Genomic DNA, 16,593 nt, shown 5'->3' on the forward strand with positions numbered 1-16,593 from the left:
TATAGCCCGCTCACATGATTTTAAACTTTTTAACTTTGAATCGATCACTAGGAATGGCTTGCTAGGTAACTGAAACAACCTGGGATCTCTGAGCTGGTTGCGGATCAAAAAAATAAAATTAATTTAGTAAATTGTTCTCCTGCAAGAAGGTTTCCGCCACTTCCTTTGCACTTATCTCTTCTACGTTCACCTGATAATTCATCTCACGCATTTCGTCATCAGTCACGAGACCCCCGAGTGAATCGAGTACCTTCTGCAATTCAGGATATTGTTCGAGCGTCTCTTTCCGTAACAGGGGAGCTCCTTGGTAAGGAGGGAATAACTCTTTGTCATCTTCCAGTACCGTTAAATCATATTCTCGAAGCTCACTATCCGTAGAGTAAGCGTCCATCAAATTAATTTCTCCTGCTTCTATCGCTTGATAGCGCAATTTCGGCTCCATTTTTTGGACGGAAGGGAATGTCAGACCGTAGAGCTTTTGGATGCCTAAGTAGCCATCTTCTCGGTCATTGAATTCTAAAGTGAATCCAGCTTTTACGGCTTGTTCAACAGCAGCGAGATCTGATATGGTCTCTAGATTATATTGCCGCTGGAAAGTTTTTGAAACGGCAAGCGTATACGTATTGTTATAAGACATAGGTGATAATAATACTAGGTCAAATTGATCTTCCAATCCCTTTTTAGCTTGCCGATACACTTCCTCGCGATCATTACTGGCCGCTTCCTCTTTCAAGAACTCAGATAAGGCTGTACCCGTGAATTCAGGATAGAGATCGATGCTTCCCGACTGTAAAGCATTGAAGACGAATGAAGTTTTCCCAAGTCCGGGTTTTAATTCGACTGTCAGTTCGGTCTGATCCTCGATGAGCAGTTTGTACATATTAATGAGAATCTCAGGCTCAGCACCAAGTTTTGCACCTATTACGAGTTGGTTTTTAGAACTTCCACCAATCAAAGGTGCAGCGACCATTAGGATTGCCGCTACGGTAAATGCCGCAAAGGCGATGATGGCTTTTTTGAATGAAAGGCCTTCAAATATCTTCAGTAAATAATCGAAAAATAATGCCAGCAGAGCAGCGGGGATTGCACCAAGCACAATAAGCGAAGGATTATTCCGATCAATCCCAAGCAAGATCAAATCACCGAGACCGCCTGCTCCAATCAACGCCGCAAGTGTTGCCGTTCCGACAATCAGTACCATGGAAGTACGTATCCCCGCCATCATTACAGGCATAGCAAGAGGCAACTCGACTTTCATCAAGCGTTTCCATGTATTCATACCCATTGCAGTGGCCGCTTCCTTCAATGAAGGATCGACTTCCTTAATACCCGTGTATGTATTACGTAAAATCGGTAGCAAGGCATAGGCAACCAATGCAATGATTGCCGGTACTTTCCCGATACCAAATAAGGGGATGAGAAGACCAAGCAAGGCAAGTGAAGGTATTGTCTGCAGTACGGCACTTGCTCCGATGACCGTTTCCGCTATTTTTCGTTGATTGGTTAAATAGATACCGATAGGAATAGCGATTACTACCGCAAACAATAAGGAAATCAATGAGATTTGAATATGTTCCAAAAGAGCTTCCAGCAATTGACCGCGCCGATCTTGGAATACTTCCATGAAATTATTCATTCGGCACCGTCCCTTCAAGTGATTGTTCCGCTAAAAAGCGGAGGATGCCTTCTCTCGTGATAAAACCGACAATCTGTCCTTCCTTCTCAATCGCTATTCGTTCATTAGAAGCTAATGATTGCACCAGAGACCCCCACTCGCTATCGAAGGGCAGAGTGGAGTGAGCAGAAAAACCATCTGGAACTGGCTCCAAATTTTCCACAATAGAAAACTTCCTTGCTACAGCCGTCGCAGTAAATTCTTGGACAAATGGAGAAGCGGGACGCGTTAGTATTTCTTGCGGAGTAGCCACCTGTTCGATTTTTCCATCATTCATAATGCACACACGATCACCCAATTTAAAAGCTTCCTGCAAGTCATGCGTCACAAAAACAATAGTCTTTTGAATAGTGCGCTGTAGATCCAAGATATCATCTTGTAACTTAACGCGACTGATTGGATCAAGAGCGCTAAATGGCTCGTCCATTAATAAAATGTCTGGATCTGCAGCCAATGCTCGTATCACACCTACTCGCTGTTGCTGGCCTCCTGACAGTTCTTGTGGCCGGCGATCACGGTAGATGTGAGGGTCAAGTCCGACCATTTTCAGTAATTCTGTCACTCGCTGCTGTATTTGCTCTTTTTTCCATCTTTTTAACTCGGGAACGATTGCAATATTTTCCTCTATGGTCATATGCGGAAAGAGCGCGATCTGTTGTAAAACATAGCCGATTTGCCAGCGAAGTTCGTGGATCGGGTAGTCGCTGATTCGTTTGTCATCGAGCCAAATTGTTCCCTTTGTGAGCGGGATCAAGCGATTGATCATCTTAAGGGTCGTTGTTTTTCCGCAGCCGCTTGGACCAACCAGAACAAGAAACTCTCCCCGCTCGATCTGCAGATTGAGAGAATCTACTACTAAACGCTCGCCATCATAAGTTTTCGAAACATTTTCAAATCGAATCATCTGTATCACTCCTTCAATATTTCGATTTTCACATAATGAAATGTGAATAGGAAATTATATCCCTTACCATTCGCTGTTTTTCAACTTAACGAATTGTAATGTCCAGTTCATCCTCCGTTCATCTTCGCTGGGTAAGATAAGAGCATAAAGAAAAACACGGAGGCGGTATCCATGAAGATTGCATGGAAAGAAATGAAGAAGAGTAAAGCAAAGTTTTTAATCTTAGGGTCGATTATATTCCTAGTAAGCTTCCTGACTTTTATTATTTCGGGACTTGCCAATGGATTGTCACAAGACAACGCAGCGTTGATCAAAGATTTACCGGCGGGACAATTTTATTTAGATGAAGATGCCAATCAAACGTATAACCTATCTAAAATAGATGAAGACGTACAGAAGAAGACATTGGCAGACAACCCGGATGCAACGGCTTTCTCAATCCAAATGGGATTTGTCAATGATGCGGAAGATAAACAGCACAGCGTCGCATTCGTCACTTCTACAGATTCCGATCTGTTCCAAAACGTTAGAGAAGGCGAGATCATTCTCGATCGTACGCTTGAAGATGAAGGAATCAAAGTTGGCGATGTCTTGACCAACAACCAATTTAGCGGCGAGTTCGTCGTCAAGGGATTTGTTGATCAGCAGAAATATAGCCACGCACCTGTTGCGTTCATTCAAATGAAAAATTACCAAGAAATCTACCGCGTGATGGAAATGCAGGCAATCTTCATTCCAGGTAAAGACGCACCAACAATCAGCGGGGTGGAGTCTTTTTCTAATAAAGAATTCTTAAACGCGATTCCAAGTTATAGTGCGGAACAGATGTCATTGAACATGATCGTTTGGTTTCTCGTCATCATCAGCGGAATGCTATTTGCGATTTTCTTCTATATGATGAACGTCCAAAAGATCGGATTGTACGGTATTTTGAAAGCGATTGGTATGAAAACATTATCGTTGTTCAGGATGATCTGGTACCAGATGATTGTTATTACCGTAGTTGCATTAGCGCTTTCCATTGCGCTCAGCCAAGGGTTCAGCATCGTTGCTCCTGAAGGAATGCCGTTCCACTTGACTCTGGATACTGTCTTTATGTTGTCTGGAGTATTTTTAGTTGTTGGTTTCATTGGAGCAACGATTTCAGGTTTCCAAATCAAAAAAATCGAACCGCTTCAAGCGATTCAACAAGGAGAGATGTAAAATGTCTGCTTTTACTATTGATGAAGTGAAAAAGACGTTTACGAATGGTGAGATTGAAGAGGAAATATTGAAAGGTGTCAATTTGACATTGAAAGAAGGAGAAATTACCGCTTTGGTCGGTCCTTCTGGTTCGGGCAAATCTACAATCTTGACGATCGCAGCCGGTTTGCAAAGTGCATCTGGCGGAGAAATCATCTTTGAAGGAAAAGATATGACGAAAATGAGCCAAGAGGAAATTCGGCATATACGTGCCACCGATTTCGGCTTCGTCTTCCAGTCCTCTCACCTAGTACCTTTCTTAACGGTAGAAGAACAGTTGCAATTAATGCTCGACGTGTCTGAGACGAAAACGAGCAAAAAAGAACAGTCAAAAGCTATAGAGGAGATATTGAAACTAGTGGATATGGAACACCGTAAAGACGCATATCCTTCTTCCTTATCTGGAGGAGAGCGGCAACGGGTGGCGATTGCGCGTGCAATCATTCACCGTCCGAAAATCCTATTTGCGGATGAACCGACAGCAAGTTTAGATACGATGCGTTCAAAAGACGTCATGGAACTGTTGCAGGAATTGACACGTACACTGCATTTAACTACGTTGATGGTTACACATGACGAAGAGATGTTACCTTATGCAGATCGCATTATCACGATGAGAGATGGATATATTGTGGAGTAAACAGATGGCGGTATTTTACCGCCATCTGTTTTAATGTGTGCGTATATAAGTTCCGCGACCTGATATAAAAAGAATGTAGAATCTGTTCCATTTTTTGTCGAATTTCAGTTAGATAACGTATAGATCTATATTTCCATTTATGGTAAATTAGAAGTGTAGTATACTGATAATATAGAAAATATGGGTACAAGGAGGGGTTCACATGAAACGAACAACAACGCTCACCTTAGGTTTTATTGTCGTAGTTTGTCTGGTCGTTATTGCTCTTATGGCCAATCAACTCCGAAGCAACAAGGATCAAGCGGCAGAATCTCCTGAAACAGAAGCTCCAACTGAAAAAGTGGCTGGTATTCAGCACAATCCGCCTTCAATGGAAGATGTACCAGACGGACCAGAAGGGGAGGCAATTAAACGTGGTCACCTGTTATTCGATGATACATCCAATGTATTACGTTCAGAGGCCGCTTCCGTAGAAGATGGAATTGCACGTGTTAATGAATTATCCTGTACTAGCTGTCATGCCGGTGCGGGAACAGATGAAGGAGTTTCTTCCATGGTTGGTATGTCCGCAGTTTATCCAATGTATATTGGCAGATCTGGACAGATGGTCACATTGGAAGAACGAATTAACGGCTGTATGGTGAGAAGTATGGATGGACAAAAATTTGCGGCGGATGATGAAGATTTAGACGCGATGGTTGCATACTTAACGTATATTTCTGAAGGTATTCCGGTAGGAGCCGAGTTAGAGTGGCGCCACCAAAACACAATTGATGATTTGCCGACTCCGGACGTGGACAACGGTGAGAAATTGTACCAGCAATCATGTATTGCGTGTCACGGAGAATCGGGAGAAGGAACAGGTTCGAATACAGGACCGAAATTATGGGGTGACGGTTCATTTAACGACGGAGCAGGGATTGCCCGTATGACGAAAATGGCAGGTTATGTTCAGAAAAACATGCCAGTGGGTCAAGAAAATACATTATCTGATCAGGAAGCTAGCGATTTAGCAGCATACATTTTGTCACAGGATCGTCCCGAGTGGGGAAATCATGACAAAGATTGGCCGGATGGCGGGCGTCCCAATGATATCATGACAAAAGAACGCCGAGACCAAGTGAAAGATGGAACGATCAACTGGGATGAAGTGTTAGCGAAACCTGAAAAGTAATCGAGTGAAGACGTCTGCTGCTTACCGTGGCAGGCGTTTTTTTGTATGGTAAACTATAGAAACAAAGAAGAGAAAAGGGGAGAAGGAATATGCAATCACCATTTACGTTTACGCATACAGCACCAGCAACGGATATAGGGAAACAACCAGCAATATTTTTACTTCACGGCATGGGAAGTCATGAAGGAGATTTGCTGCAACTCGTCGGTGAATTTAAGGAAAGCCATCATATCTTCAGCTTGCGCGGACCAATCGTGCATGCTCCGGGATATGCATTCTTTACAATTGAAGAAGAAGGCAAACCGGATCGCGAAGTGTTTGATAAAGTATTAGTTTACATTCAATCGTTTATTCGCGAGGCGATTACGGAGTTCGATTTGGATCCTGAACATCTGACAGTTGTAGGATTCAGTCAAGGAGCAGTGCTTTCGCAGGCGCTTGGTTTGACCATGGTACCTACTCTTAAAGGAGTGGCCGCATTAAGCGGTTACGTACCAGATTTCGTCAAGAATGAATATGCGAAGCAGCCGGTTGAAAGTCTACAAATCTTCATTTCACACGGTGATTATGACTATGTTATCCCATCCCAATGGGGAGCGGAAAGCAAGGAGTATTTTGAGTCATTAGGGGCAACTGTGACGTTCAAGACGTATAGCGACGGTCATGGTGTGGTACCGGAGAATCAACGTGATTTGGTGACGTTTTTGAAAACGTTGTAAGGAGTGAGTGGATGAAGATTAGACCATTCTGGGTCATTCTAGTGCTCACAGGAATATTGTGGGTTGCCAACCTTGCTTATGCACAGTCTCAAAAGCTCGATCAGCCAATCTTTGTCGATCATTATGTAGATATGTGGTGGGAAGAGTCTCCTTTTTTGCAGTTTTATTATCTGGCAAATAAAGAAGATCGTTCAATTGTACAATCTGTAGAACTTGGGGATTGGCTGGGCAGTCCTGAATGGGGAATAGACAGCGAAATTGCGGAAGTGGATCAATTTGGCCGCTATTCCCTGCGTAGAGTGACGGTTCAATTCAATCATTTACCGGAAATTCAAGAGCAGCAAATATTCCATGAGGTGACTGTCCATTTTTCAGAAAGCCCTTCAACAGTAGCGCAGATCGGGAGAATTGTAGTGCATCCTCCTTCGGATGGGACGTCACCGTTTAATGATAACACTCATTCGAGCGGAGATTATGACAAATCCCAGTTGATACCTGGAGAAGTAGTGACAGTTGAATCAATACATACTTCATTTGATGATCTGCTTCAAAATCAATTTTTTATGAAGGCTTATTCACCGAAACTTAGGTTGTTGTCAAAACCGCTTGCGGATGGAATGAGGGATTTCAAAGAGAAATACTGGCAGGAAGCTCCAGGCGTTGATGTGCGAACTGTAGAGTTTCCGTTTGAACTCCAACAAGGAGAGCCGTTGATTGTATCCAGTACTGCCGATCTCAAATTCAGAGCCGTAATGGATATCGATATTGAGATAATAGGAGAGACAGCGACAAAGGAGCCTTTTAAGGAGAAAGTCGGCTATATCTCGTATCCGCAGTTTACGAAACAAGAGATTCAGCAACTGATCGAGAAGAGAACGAAGGCGGTGCCGAATGAATAAAGCACTGCGCCTGATATTCTGGGGCTATCTGTTCATCTTTTTCCGCATCCAGATCGGCATCGATTTGCTGGCCGATCCAATTGGCTACTACCTCATTTATTCGGGTGGCCGGCTGATGACGAAACATTTTCATGTAGCAAAGAAGGTGGAAATTGTTGCCTTTATAGGGATGCTGATCTCCTTGCCGGGTGTCTTTGTGAATTTATCTGAAGCGATTGATGTAGGATGGATGTCTTACACTCAAGGTCTGTTCGTCTGGAAAGTGATTGTGGTCTATTATTTACTCGGTACATGGAAGTCGGCGATTCAAGGGCAAGGGTATACACTGTTGCGTGATCGGTTGAAACAGGTCTACCTATTGTATATGGGTGTACATTTTGCCATGATGCTGTATATGGCGTTTTCCTTCAATATAGGCGGCGGTTCCTGGTCATCTGTATTTTTAACTATTAGTTTTTCCGTCATTGCGATGGATATTGCGCTGCTCGTGTTGATTGCAGCATTACGTAAAGTGGATTGGAAAGATCCTATGGAAATTAAGTCCTCACGATAGAATGTGAGGACTTTTTTTATTAGGCGTGAGAATAATAGACGAGCTCATTCGTTGTAGTAAATAAGAACAGATAATCAAGGAGACGTGCAGATGAAATCTACAGAGAAAAATTTTATCAGGCGGTTGAAACGGAAGAAAGAAGACGCCATTGAGTATGTGGTAGATACCTATTTGCCCATCGTTAAAGCAGTAGTGTATAAAGTGCTTGGTCCGCTGCAGACAGATGCAGATATCGATGAGTGCATCAGTGATGTATTTCTGTCGGTATGGGAGAATGGCGATCAGTTTGAAGGAGGGCCTGCAGATTTCAAGAAGTGGATTTGCATGGTGGCGAAGTATAAAGCGATTGATCAGTATCGTCGGGTGGGGAAAAAAAGAAATCGAGAACAGGGGATGGATAATATGCCATTCGTCAGTGAAACCAATATCACCGGTATTGTCCTCGCGAAAGAAGAGCAGGAAGAGCTGTTGGTCGCGATGAGCAAGCTGAATGAAATGGATCGGGATATTTTCACAATGAAGTATTTCCTCGATATGTCGAATGGCGAGATTGCAGAATCTCTTTGTGTGACGAAGGCAGCTGTTGACAATCGACTGTATCGGGGAAAGAAACAACTTTCGGTTCTGATAAAAGGTGAATGGGAGGAAGAGTACATATGAAAACAATTTATAAGCGACTGAACGAATTGAATGTAGACGAGGAAATGGAGCCGATAGAAATTTCGGATGACGAAAAAGAGGCGATGAAGCAGCTTGTGAGAAAGAAAATCCATCGAAAGAGACGGATCCCGAAACTCTGGCGCAATGTGGCGGCAGCGGCTGTTATAACAATGGCTTCCATTACGACGATTGGAATTGGATTCCCGACGCTTGCCAGTCAGATTCCAATTGTGAATAATATTTTTAGTTATTTCAATGACGAAGAGGATGGATTTTATACTGAATATGAAGAGTTTGCGACTGGCATTGGTCAAGTTCAGACGAGTAATGGCATAACGATGGCAGTGGACCATGCTGTTTATGACGGGAAGACAATAACACTTACGTATTCAGTAGAAACCGAAAAGGAATTAGGGAAGAATACAGGAGTGAATGCACCTGTAGAGGTGAAATATGAAACAGGTGCTACCGGGACTTCCTCTTCATTAAAAAAAATAGGCGATACCCAATATGTCGGAATGATTACATCAACCCCATTCTTTGATTCCAAACAAGACGTTGTCACGGTCAAATGGCGACCAAGAAGTATCGTAAACGAAGAGACAATGAAAGAAATAAAAGGCGAATGGAATTTTGATTTCATATTGAGGGAAGTGAAAGGAGAAGTCCAGTCAGTCGCAGATTCGACTTCTAAAGATGGAATTAAAGTGACAATAAATGAAATCCGTTCGACAGATATTTCCACTGTTATTGAATACAGCCAAAAAGTCGATCGCTCTGTAAGTGAGATGTGGGAATGGGTCACTGCAGAATTATTTGTTATGGATAATTTAGGGAACGAGTATAAAGTGAATGGCAATGGCGGTCATAGTGAAAACGAGCAGGACTTCTATTGGAGTGCTACGATGGGGAAAATTAATGAGCAAGCGACATCCCTGTTTTTCACGCCTGAAGTGATTTTGAGCGAAGGAAGCGGGCAAGGTCATGAAACATTGACGTTAGATCCGATTGAAGTGAAATTGGAGAAATAAAAGAGAGATATGTCCGCGTTCGCGGACATGTCTCTCTTTTATTGCAGATGTTTTAACTGCTGTCTTCTATGCAATGAAAAACGCTGCAGCATCGCGGGTAAGGTCATCCCGAACAGTACGAGCAAAATTCCGAGAAATTGCAGTAGGGTCAGTCGTTCACCAAGCAATAACATGGAGGCGATAATTGCAACTGGCAACTCCATGGCACTCAAAATAGAGGACATGCCAGCGCCGACTTTTGGAACACCAATGGAAAATAAAAAAATCGGAAGAACAATGCCGAAAACGCCCAAAATAGCTCCATACAGCCAAAGACCTTCACTCAATTTTCCATTCCAAATGATTTCAGGAGACTGGAAGAACGTAATTGCAATGGCAGCGTAAAATGACATGAGAAACAATCGTGTTACGACGCCCATTCCAGGTACCGGCTTTTGATTGGCCGTAACGAATGCAGCAAAACTAAATGCTGCAGCCAGTCCCCACGCCCAGCCTTGCCATGGAATTCCACTGACATCTACATCAATAAGCCCGGCTGCTAAAATCGTACCTCCAAATAAAAAAATCAGCGATACTACTTCTGTTTTCTTAGGAAGTCGTCTAGCTGCTACGCACTCGTATAACATTCCAATCCACGTGAATTGAAACAGCAGCACGACTGCCAATGAAGCAGGCATATACTCGACAGATTTCCCATACACTGTTCCTGTTATAGCTGTGAATAATCCTGCAATCAAGACAGGAAAACTGCCTCGAAGCTTTGGCATACTTCGTTTAGCGAATAAAAAAATAATAAGAGCTAATAGAAATCCCGTATAGTATTGTGCCGTCACAGCTTCCGAAGCTGTAAAGCCATCGTGGATTGCCAGTTTGATAATTGTCGACAAAATGCCGTAGCAACTTGCACCAATAACGATGAATAGCGGATACATCCATGGTTTCATATGCATTTAACCTCCGTTCCTATCGAACATTAGTATATCATGGAAACTTTAAATCGGATTATAGAAATCGAGCGTACATTTCCCGGGAAATATCGACAATTTGGGTGAGTAAATGAGGAAAAGCTACACAGTGTGAGGGTTCACTGTGCAGCTTTTGATTGGGAAATTACATTGGAGCGCCGTAATCGGAGGAACGGCTTCCGCCACTATAGCGGGGGGAGTGGTTTATTTTTTCTTTCATCTGAGCTTTCCGCTGATCAGGCAAAGAAATTGAATCGACTGTTTGCATATCTTCATGCAAATCGAACAGACTAACTGTATTGGTATTTAAATTTTCAGGATGTGTTTGAATTAATCGATAGACGTCTGGATTTTTTGGAGCAGGATTTTCTTGAACACCCATTGCTTATCGCTCTCCTTTTATGCTTGACGAACCATCTTCAGCAACATATGTGCTAAAGAATGTTGTTCTTCTTTGGAGCCTGAATCCCATAATTCCTGTAATAAATATTGCTCTCGGTTTCGAGGTTCTTCATGACGTGATAAGTAGTTCGCAATAAATTCGGTCGTTTTTGCGAGTTGTTCATCATTCAAGCCTAAGTTTTCGCCTTTTTCTACTTTTTCCGCCAAAAACCCTTTGAAATGGTTGAAGTTTTGAAGGATTTGTTCCTTCTTATCTTCCTTCATATTCGAAATTTCGGACTCCACTTTGTTTTTCATTTCCACTGTTTCAACACTCCTTTCCATTTGATACAAGTAGCGTGTGTAAGAGACGAAAAACTATACGTGGCGGATTGGTGAATGCCATCCAGCTCAATTAAGGTGTAAAAGAAGTAGGCAATGGGTAGAAGTAAAATATAATGTACGTAAAGGAGGTGCGAGAATGGCGAGTAAACAATATGCAGGTACATTCCATTCGGTAGATAATGTTCTTTATAAAATAACAGAACTTGAGGCGCAAGGGTACAAGAAGCGTCAGATGTGTGCCGTATCCAACGTCCGGGACGATCTGAAAATATTGGAAGATGATTCTGAAATAGAATTGGTTGGAATTGAGGAAGGTTCGCTTTGGGATCATACGCGGAAATTGTTCAATAGCAAGGATGAAATGTTGACCATTTTTATTAAAATGGGATTCTCGAAGCAAGAAGCCAAGACCTTTTACAGTGATCTGAAGGAAGGTGGAATTGCATTATTTGTGGATAAATTGACTGATGAAGAAAGAGCGGATTCCATTGATCCACATGACAGTTCGTCCCAACAAACAATTAGTGGTGAGAGTTTGGAAGGTGAACCCGATCAAGAGCGGGTTAATCCAATCCCCAATAGTCCCCGAATCAATACTGATCAGTTATAGAAAAGTAGGATCTTCCATTGCCGTGGGGATCCTTTCTTTTTTAAACGTAAAAAAACCTGCTGTTAGACAGCAGGCTCCTACTAATTTGAGTTTTATAAACGATCACGGCGCGCTTCTGAATCACTGAAGTGTTCTTTAGCTTCACCGATTTTCTGTTGGGCTTCACCTTTTGCTTTGTCTACTTTACCTTCTACCTTCATTTTCGTGTCATTCATAACATCGCCGGCAACGTCTTTCATGCTGCCTTTAATTTTATTTCCGGCACCTTTTAATTTATCTTCTGTGCCATGATCTTTGTTCTCCATGAAATCTCCTCCGTTTCTGTAGTTGGTATATAAATACCCGTTTTGAAAAAGAGAAAACATCTACTTATTGTCGTAGAAGCTGCAATACAGATTGTGCTTGCTGCATATGAAGTGATAGTACGTATTGTCCTGCCTGCAATAAAATATTTGCTTTTGTTAAAGCCATCATTTCTTTTGCGATATCCGCGTCCCGAATTCGTGACTCGGCGGCAGTTAAGTTTTCTTCCATAGTCTGGGCATTGCTGTAGGCGTGTTCCAAACGATTTATATAAGCTCCCATACGCGAACGCTCAGAGGATACTTTAGAAATGGCTCCGTCCAATAAGCCCAGTGCTTTATCTGCATCCTCACGTGTTTCAATCGAAGCGCCATCAATACCTAAACTCGTAGCCCCCATGTCTCCAATTGAGAAATCAATGGACTGGCCTGCATTCGGTCCTACTTGTGTCTTAAATGAATCTCTGGAACCGTCAAGCAAAGGCATTGTGTTAAATTCGGTGTCTTTTGAAATGCGCTGGACCTCTTTTTTCAACTCTTCGAATTCCAAGGACAATTGTTTTCGATCATTATCCGTCAATGTGTCACTCGCTGCTTGGACACTCAATTCCCGCATTCTTTGCAGTATATCATGCGTTTCGTTCAATGAACCTTCGGCAGTCTGGAACATCGAAATGGAATCTTGAATATTTCGCTGCGCCATTTGAAGACCGCGGATCTGACCACGCATTCTCTCGGAAATCGCCAATCCTGCTGGATCATCCGCTGCTCGGTTGATTCGCATTCCAGACGATAAACGCTCCATCGATCGCATTGCTTGTTGGTTATGGATATTCATATTGTGCAAGATATTCAAACCTAATGCATTCCACTGACCTAGCATGTCATTGCCTCCCCTGGTAATATTCTGTATCTTTATTATCGGCTAGTGGTAAAAATACTGAATAGTCGTATAGCAAGTATAAAAGGGGACACTTTAATACCCAAGAAACTCTATAAAATATTAGCCCGAAAAAAAACCGGAGACCTCTAGAGGTTTCCGGTTTTGGTGTGTCCAACAAATGTCTGGCATTACTGAGAATCTTTCATTCCTGCAAAGTTGTTGAATTGCTCCATGAGTTTTTCTCGTGACTGCTTGTTCCGCATTAGAAAAAGAGCGCCAAGTCCTAAAGCTGTCATCGCCATTTTATTCATTCGTCTTCCACCTCCAATAGGTAAGGTGGCATTCTTTGAGAAAATTATACGTATTTCCACTAAAACACATTTTGATATTCAGCCTAATTTTCAGAAGCACATGTTAAATGCTCTTTATAATGCTATAATTTTATTATTCGAAATTTAATGACGGGAAGTGGCATCATGAGTTTACCTACTAAATCTACGATTCGAGAAGCTCGTTTTTGGCGAATTATTATCGGGCTTGGTATAGCTTCGGTGTTTATTTTCGCGGCCATGTATGCCATGCAGCCGCTTCTTCCTATTTTAACTAAACAATTCGGCGTATCCGTAGCTACGGCAAGTTTAACCATGTCCATCAATACAATCGGCTTGATAATCGGACTTATAATTCTAGGATTCTATTCGGATCGGCTAGGGAGATCAGTTTTTGTTAAGACGTCGATCTTGCTGACAGCTCTTTTATTTATTCCAATGTTTTTAACTCATTCGTTTGCAGTAATTTTGGCGTTGCGTTTCCTTCAGGGTTTTGTAATGGCTGGCGTATTGGCAGCCGCGCTAGCCTATATCAATGAAGAGATTCATGGGCGTGTAGTCAGCATGGCGACCGCTCTCTACATATCATTCAACAGCACTGGCGGGATGTTCGGCCGCTTCGTGACAGGATATATAGCAGAGCGCTGGTCATGGGAATTGTCCTTGCAATTATTAGGGATAATTGGTGTGGTGGTCTTTTTCATGTTGCTATTTGTACTGCCGAAGTCAACTAATTTTCAGCCGAGTACTGAGACAATACGAAAGGATATGGAGGGATTTGGTTTTCATTTGAAAAATCCTGCATTATTGATCGTATTTGGGCTTGGCATCGTCTTGCAGCTATGTTTTACAGGGATGTGGACGTTTCTTCCCTTCCATTTGACGGCTTCACCGTTTTTATTAACGCTGGATGAAATCTCTTATATTTATTTTGCTTATGCTTTCGGAATTATTGGTGCACCTTTAGCTGGGGTACTGGCAGCGAAGTATGGGTTAAGAAAGGTGCGGCTGATCGCAATTGTTTTGCTAATGGCAGGTTGTCTGATTACCATCCCGATGAAGCTTCCTTTGATTGTGATTGGTTATTGCGTCATCTGTCTAGGGTTTTTCTCTGCGCATTCCTTGACTGCAGCTTCTGTTAGTAAAGAAGCGACACATCATAAAGGGAGCGCGTCCAGTCTTTATCTGGTTTCCTATTATGTTGGCATGGCGGCAGGAAGTACGCTAACTAGTCCGCTTTGGGAGGTGGCTGGTTGGACAGGGCTTGCTTTGTTCTCAGCGAGTGTGCCTATTGTGTATGTATTGTTAATTCGGCTGCGTCAACGGAAGTTAGGCGTGGCGCATTGAAAAATGTAGAAAAACAGGTTCCGGAGAAGTCTCCAGTACCTGTTTTTTAAATGTTAACCTTTAAAAACTTCGGGTATCGTATTCAAGTCGATTCCCCATAATAGTGGAAGTAGGAAGTAAATACAGAGTGTCACAAGTACAATGCCTAGTAAATTGAGCACAAAACCTGCTTTGGCCATATCGGGTATCCGTAAATAGCCAGAACCGAAGACAACAGCATTTGGCGGGGTGGCAACAGGCAGCATGAAAGCACAAGATGCTGCTACACCCGCTGCGATCATTAGAGCGTATGGGTGGAAGCCTAATGCCAATGCCAATGAAGCCATGATTGGGTACATCATTGAAGCGGTGGCAGTGTTCGATGTGATTTCTGTCAAGAAGATGACAAGCCCCGTGACAATGAGAATGATGACGATCAATGGGACTCCCTTCAGCCCAATCAACTGGGTTCCGATCCATTCGGACAGACCGCTGCTTACGAAACCGGCTGCAATTGCCAGCCCGCCTCCGAATAAAAGCAAAATGCCCCACGGAAGTTTGACAGCTGTATTCCAATCCAAAAGATGATCTCCTTTTTTATTGAAAGAAGGAATGATAAACAGAATCATCGCAAAGACTATTGCAATCAGGCCATCACTTAGCCCATCTATAAATTTAGATAATAGGAAAGAGCGAGTAATCCACGAAAATGCTGCTAGGACGAAGACAATAAATACTAGAATCTCTTCAATAGAAGGACGACCTAACCTTTTCTTTTCCTGGTCAATTACTTCACGACCGCCTGGCAATGTCTTCACAGGAGATTTGTAGACAATCTTTACTAAGTACCACCATGTCAGAAAAATGAAGACCCATGCAAATGGCACGCCAAATAGCATCCACTTTCCAAATGATAGCTCAATTCCGTAAATTTTATTTATAGCTCCGGCTAATAACGTGTTCGGCGGTGTCCCGATTAGTGTTGCAATACCGCCCAATGAAGCGGAGTATGCAATCCCAAGCATCAGTGCTTTACCGAATCCAAAGTTTTCTTTGGACGTGTCGATAGACGGATTATCTTTTAACGCAACCGTGACTTGTGTGATGATGGCAAGTCCAATCGGAACCATCATCATAGCGGTAGCCGTATTGGATATCCACATGGAGAGAAAACCAGTGGCTACCATGAAACCTAAAACAATTCGGTCCATATTCGTTCCGATGGCAGAAATTATAGTTAGAGCAATCCGCCGATGCAAATTCCATTTTTCAAGTGCAAGTGCGATCATAAAACCGCCCATGAATAAGAAGATGGTTTCATCACCGTAAGACGAAGCAGCCTCTTTCATTTCGAGCCCGCCTGTCAGAGGAAACAGTACGAGCGGCAACAGGGAAGCCACCGGAATCGGTATTGCTTCAGTAATCCACCAAACTGCAATCCAAACTGTGCTAGCTAGGATGGCGACGCCTGCACTTGATAAATCGGCAGGTTTAAAGAAGAGCAAGATCAAACAAAATAATAATGGGCCAAGGATGAGGCCGAACAGTTGTGTAGCGGAATAGCTGCGCGAATCTCTGCCGCCGCCCTCATTTTTGACGCCGATGGGTTTTCCACCGCCACCGCCTTTTACCATCTCTGAAGAATCTGGTGCCGTAAAAAAGCGGAATACGTCTTTGACTTGATCATGTAATGACCAAAGACGATTCCAAGTCTGTTGTAACATAAGATCCCTTCTTTTCTAAGTTGTATACCTTGGTAAAGTGACATTCTTTCCAAGACAAACCTATTTTACCGATGATAGGCTGAAGGAACAAGAGGGATTTTGATTCTTTCATATTTTAAAATAATTTAAGTTGGTATTTAACGAAAGATTTACTAGCCTCTGCCTAACTAATTACGAGATAAATTTCGACAGGAGCAACTCAACCACGTATACTAAAAATAACTGTATAAT

General features: G+C 42.7%; 19 protein-coding genes. 10 read left to right on the plus strand and 9 right to left on the minus strand.

Going from position 1 to position 16,593, the window contains the following annotated elements; genetic code table 11:
* Positions 1 to 118: 118 nt before the first annotated feature.
* Positions 119 to 1,636, minus strand: coding sequence for an ABC transporter permease/substrate-binding protein (locus tag MKX97_RS00955; RefSeq protein ID WP_342536708.1), 1,518 nt, complete (start codon positions 1,634 to 1,636; stop codon positions 119 to 121).
* Entirely contained in the window at positions 1,629 to 2,579 is a 951-nt protein-coding gene (locus tag MKX97_RS00960) for an ABC transporter ATP-binding protein (protein WP_009766571.1), read from the minus strand. Before MKX97_RS00960 ends, MKX97_RS00955 begins: the two co-directional genes overlap by 8 nt.
* Positions 2,580 to 2,750: 171 nt before the next feature.
* Here MKX97_RS00960 and MKX97_RS00965 point away from each other — a divergent pair, with 171 nt between their 5' ends.
* From MKX97_RS00965 to MKX97_RS01000, 8 genes are all read left to right on the plus strand, one after another.
* Positions 2,751 to 3,782 (plus strand): ABC transporter permease, encoded by a 1,032-nt coding sequence (locus tag MKX97_RS00965; RefSeq protein ID WP_009766570.1) that lies wholly within the window; start codon positions 2,751 to 2,753, stop codon positions 3,780 to 3,782.
* Between the two features lies 1 nt (position 3,783).
* Positions 3,784 to 4,461, plus strand: coding sequence for an ABC transporter ATP-binding protein (locus MKX97_RS00970; RefSeq protein ID WP_342536709.1), 678 nt, complete (start codon positions 3,784 to 3,786; stop codon positions 4,459 to 4,461).
* A 202-nt stretch (positions 4,462 to 4,663) separates the two neighbouring features.
* Positions 4,664 to 5,635 (plus strand): c-type cytochrome, encoded by a 972-nt coding sequence (locus tag MKX97_RS00975; RefSeq protein ID WP_009766568.1) that lies wholly within the window; start codon positions 4,664 to 4,666, stop codon positions 5,633 to 5,635.
* An 89-nt stretch (positions 5,636 to 5,724) separates the two neighbouring features.
* Positions 5,725 to 6,354 (plus strand): dienelactone hydrolase family protein, encoded by a 630-nt coding sequence (locus MKX97_RS00980; protein WP_078817622.1) that lies wholly within the window; start codon positions 5,725 to 5,727, stop codon positions 6,352 to 6,354.
* Between the two features lie 11 nt (positions 6,355 to 6,365).
* Positions 6,366 to 7,253: a hypothetical protein gene (locus MKX97_RS00985; protein ID WP_078817621.1), complete on the plus strand. Its 888-nt coding sequence runs from the start codon at positions 6,366 to 6,368 to the stop codon at positions 7,251 to 7,253.
* The gene (locus MKX97_RS00990; RefSeq protein WP_009766565.1) at positions 7,246 to 7,806 is read left to right on the plus strand and encodes a hypothetical protein; all 561 of its coding nucleotides are present in this window, start codon (positions 7,246 to 7,248) and stop codon (positions 7,804 to 7,806) included. The genes MKX97_RS00985 and MKX97_RS00990 overlap by 8 nt, the downstream gene beginning before the upstream one ends.
* Positions 7,807 to 7,896: 90 nt before the next feature.
* The gene (locus tag MKX97_RS00995; RefSeq protein WP_078817620.1) at positions 7,897 to 8,466 is read left to right on the plus strand and encodes a sigma-70 family RNA polymerase sigma factor; all 570 of its coding nucleotides are present in this window, start codon (positions 7,897 to 7,899) and stop codon (positions 8,464 to 8,466) included.
* Complete coding sequence (locus tag MKX97_RS01000) at positions 8,463 to 9,497, plus strand: DUF4179 domain-containing protein (RefSeq protein WP_009766563.1); 1,035 nt, start codon at positions 8,463 to 8,465, stop codon at positions 9,495 to 9,497. Before MKX97_RS00995 ends, MKX97_RS01000 begins: the two co-directional genes overlap by 4 nt.
* 38 nt (positions 9,498 to 9,535) lie before the next feature.
* On the opposite strand, the gene MKX97_RS01005 is transcribed toward MKX97_RS01000, so the two are convergent.
* The 3 genes from MKX97_RS01005 to MKX97_RS01015 form a co-directional block, all read right to left on the minus strand.
* Positions 9,536 to 10,441, minus strand: a complete 906-nt coding sequence (locus MKX97_RS01005; RefSeq protein ID WP_040758675.1) for a DMT family transporter — start codon at positions 10,439 to 10,441, stop codon at positions 9,536 to 9,538.
* A 166-nt stretch (positions 10,442 to 10,607) separates the two neighbouring features.
* Entirely contained in the window at positions 10,608 to 10,844 is a 237-nt protein-coding gene (locus tag MKX97_RS01010; protein ID WP_009766561.1) for a hypothetical protein, read from the minus strand.
* A gap of 17 nt (positions 10,845 to 10,861) precedes the next feature.
* Positions 10,862 to 11,161, minus strand: coding sequence for a DUF3243 domain-containing protein (locus tag MKX97_RS01015; RefSeq protein WP_245799491.1), 300 nt, complete (start codon positions 11,159 to 11,161; stop codon positions 10,862 to 10,864).
* Between the two features lie 163 nt (positions 11,162 to 11,324).
* Between MKX97_RS01015 and MKX97_RS01020 the strand changes: the two genes are divergently transcribed.
* Complete coding sequence (locus MKX97_RS01020) at positions 11,325 to 11,798, plus strand: general stress protein (protein ID WP_342536711.1); 474 nt, start codon at positions 11,325 to 11,327, stop codon at positions 11,796 to 11,798.
* Between the two features lie 92 nt (positions 11,799 to 11,890).
* Here the strand turns inward: MKX97_RS01020 and MKX97_RS01025 are convergent, their stop codons facing one another.
* The 3 genes from MKX97_RS01025 to MKX97_RS01035 form a co-directional block, all read right to left on the minus strand.
* Positions 11,891 to 12,103: a CsbD family protein gene (locus MKX97_RS01025; RefSeq protein WP_040758672.1), complete on the minus strand. Its 213-nt coding sequence runs from the start codon at positions 12,101 to 12,103 to the stop codon at positions 11,891 to 11,893.
* Positions 12,104 to 12,167: 64 nt separating this feature from the next.
* Positions 12,168 to 12,983: a flagellin gene (locus MKX97_RS01030; protein WP_009766557.1), complete on the minus strand. Its 816-nt coding sequence runs from the start codon at positions 12,981 to 12,983 to the stop codon at positions 12,168 to 12,170.
* A 188-nt stretch (positions 12,984 to 13,171) separates the two neighbouring features.
* The gene (locus tag MKX97_RS01035) at positions 13,172 to 13,294 is read right to left on the minus strand and encodes a hypothetical protein (RefSeq protein ID WP_281250657.1); all 123 of its coding nucleotides are present in this window, start codon (positions 13,292 to 13,294) and stop codon (positions 13,172 to 13,174) included.
* Positions 13,295 to 13,459: 165 nt separating this feature from the next.
* On the opposite strand from MKX97_RS01035, the gene MKX97_RS01040 reads away from it, so the two are divergent.
* Entirely contained in the window at positions 13,460 to 14,659 is a 1,200-nt protein-coding gene (locus MKX97_RS01040) for an MFS transporter (RefSeq protein WP_340757935.1), read from the plus strand.
* A 53-nt stretch (positions 14,660 to 14,712) separates the two neighbouring features.
* Here MKX97_RS01040 and MKX97_RS01045 read toward each other — a convergent pair whose 3' ends face one another.
* Positions 14,713 to 16,362 (minus strand): DASS family sodium-coupled anion symporter, encoded by a 1,650-nt coding sequence (locus MKX97_RS01045; protein ID WP_009766553.1) that lies wholly within the window; start codon positions 16,360 to 16,362, stop codon positions 14,713 to 14,715.
* Between the last annotated feature and the right edge of the window lie 231 nt (positions 16,363 to 16,593).

Origin of the sequence: Sporosarcina sp. FSL K6-3508 (assembly GCF_038615825.1) — a bacterium.
GTDB classification, from domain to species: Bacteria; Bacillota; Bacilli; order Bacillales_A; family Planococcaceae; genus Sporosarcina; species Sporosarcina newyorkensis.

What these genes read in the sequence shown, in the direction of transcription:
- MKX97_RS00955 (WP_342536708.1), bottom strand. Translation starts at nt 1,636, where the DNA reads ATGAATAATTTCATGGAAGTATTCCAAGATCGGCGCGGTCAATTGCTG.
- MKX97_RS00960 (WP_009766571.1), bottom strand. Translation starts at nt 2,579, where the DNA reads ATGATTCGATTTGAAAATGTTTCGAAAACTTATGATGGCGAGCGTTTA.
- MKX97_RS00965 (WP_009766570.1), top strand. Translation starts at nt 2,751, where the DNA reads ATGAAGATTGCATGGAAAGAAATGAAGAAGAGTAAAGCAAAGTTTTTA.
- MKX97_RS00970 (WP_342536709.1), top strand. Translation starts at nt 3,784, where the DNA reads ATGTCTGCTTTTACTATTGATGAAGTGAAAAAGACGTTTACGAATGGT.
- MKX97_RS00975 (WP_009766568.1), top strand. Translation starts at nt 4,664, where the DNA reads ATGAAACGAACAACAACGCTCACCTTAGGTTTTATTGTCGTAGTTTGT.
- MKX97_RS00980 (WP_078817622.1), top strand. Translation starts at nt 5,725, where the DNA reads ATGCAATCACCATTTACGTTTACGCATACAGCACCAGCAACGGATATA.
- MKX97_RS00985 (WP_078817621.1), top strand. Translation starts at nt 6,366, where the DNA reads ATGAAGATTAGACCATTCTGGGTCATTCTAGTGCTCACAGGAATATTG.
- MKX97_RS00990 (WP_009766565.1), top strand. Translation starts at nt 7,246, where the DNA reads ATGAATAAAGCACTGCGCCTGATATTCTGGGGCTATCTGTTCATCTTT.
- MKX97_RS00995 (WP_078817620.1), top strand. Translation starts at nt 7,897, where the DNA reads ATGAAATCTACAGAGAAAAATTTTATCAGGCGGTTGAAACGGAAGAAA.
- MKX97_RS01000 (WP_009766563.1), top strand. Translation starts at nt 8,463, where the DNA reads ATGAAAACAATTTATAAGCGACTGAACGAATTGAATGTAGACGAGGAA.
- MKX97_RS01005 (WP_040758675.1), bottom strand. Translation starts at nt 10,441, where the DNA reads ATGAAACCATGGATGTATCCGCTATTCATCGTTATTGGTGCAAGTTGC.
- MKX97_RS01010 (WP_009766561.1), bottom strand. Translation starts at nt 10,844, where the DNA reads ATGGGTGTTCAAGAAAATCCTGCTCCAAAAAATCCAGACGTCTATCGA.
- MKX97_RS01015 (WP_245799491.1), bottom strand. Translation starts at nt 11,161, where the DNA reads ATGAAAAACAAAGTGGAGTCCGAAATTTCGAATATGAAGGAAGATAAG.
- MKX97_RS01020 (WP_342536711.1), top strand. Translation starts at nt 11,325, where the DNA reads ATGGCGAGTAAACAATATGCAGGTACATTCCATTCGGTAGATAATGTT.
- MKX97_RS01025 (WP_040758672.1), bottom strand. Translation starts at nt 12,103, where the DNA reads ATGGAGAACAAAGATCATGGCACAGAAGATAAATTAAAAGGTGCCGGA.
- MKX97_RS01030 (WP_009766557.1), bottom strand. Translation starts at nt 12,983, where the DNA reads ATGCTAGGTCAGTGGAATGCATTAGGTTTGAATATCTTGCACAATATG.
- MKX97_RS01035 (WP_281250657.1), bottom strand. Translation starts at nt 13,294, where the DNA reads ATGAATAAAATGGCGATGACAGCTTTAGGACTTGGCGCTCTTTTTCTA.
- MKX97_RS01040 (WP_340757935.1), top strand. Translation starts at nt 13,460, where the DNA reads ATGAGTTTACCTACTAAATCTACGATTCGAGAAGCTCGTTTTTGGCGA.
- MKX97_RS01045 (WP_009766553.1), bottom strand. Translation starts at nt 16,362, where the DNA reads ATGTTACAACAGACTTGGAATCGTCTTTGGTCATTACATGATCAAGTC.